Origin of the sequence: Bartonella sp. DB5-6 (assembly GCF_000278115.1) — a bacterium.
In the GTDB taxonomy this organism is placed as follows: Bacteria; Pseudomonadota; Alphaproteobacteria; order Rhizobiales; family Rhizobiaceae; genus Bartonella; species Bartonella refiksaydamii.
On sequence record NZ_JH725123.1, the window covers coordinates 39,676 to 40,386 of the forward strand.

Sequence of the window (711 nt, forward strand, 5' to 3'; positions counted from 1 at the left end):
AGGTGTAAATGGGACAGGTGATGGATCTACAGGTGTAAGTTCATGTGTATCAGATGGCTCAGACGGAGATGGTGTGATAATCACAGTCTCAGGAGAATCTGATTCAGGATTAACATAGATACCTTCAAGACGGAAATCCCAAAACTTTCCATCACCTTCAACTAATCTTTGCGTAGCATCCGCTTCTCCAAAAGAAGAACCTGGTCCATAGCCACGAATACGATATTGGTAAGGAAAACCATTGACTGTAGTATAACTCCCAGACAACTTAAAAGAATCTTCTTGCGCACTCCCAGAAACTTGAATGAGCGAAATGCTTTGATCTTTCCCGTCACGTATTTCTTTGTCAGAAGTTTTTTGAAAATTTTGCATATGAACAAGAGTCGTTCCAGAAACATCACCATAGATCAAAATACGATCCGTCTTTTTAGGATCGAACAACCCCTCATCATTCAAAAATGTTTTAAGCATAATCTGAACATTCCCTTCTGCATTATAAGCTTTTTTATACGTTGACAATACTACTTTGTCTCCTTCATTTACATCCGTCTTTTTTCCAATGTGTAGCGTTTGATAACCATGAGGCATACTTTCATCAAAAATAAGTGTACTATCGGAAAGGCTCACCGTAGAGAGCGATGAAGACATAAAATCCGACTCTTGTGAACCGCTATATTTGCTTTTTTTTAGGTACCATCTCGAGCCACGCAT

General features: G+C 39.1%; 1 protein-coding gene. It reads right to left on the reverse strand.

The features are described 5' to 3' along the window. Positions 1–648 (reverse strand): autotransporter outer membrane beta-barrel domain-containing protein (locus MCO_RS10890; protein ID WP_007553924.1); only part of this gene is annotated, 648 nt, incomplete at its 3' end. Positions 649–711: the final 63 nt, after the last annotated feature.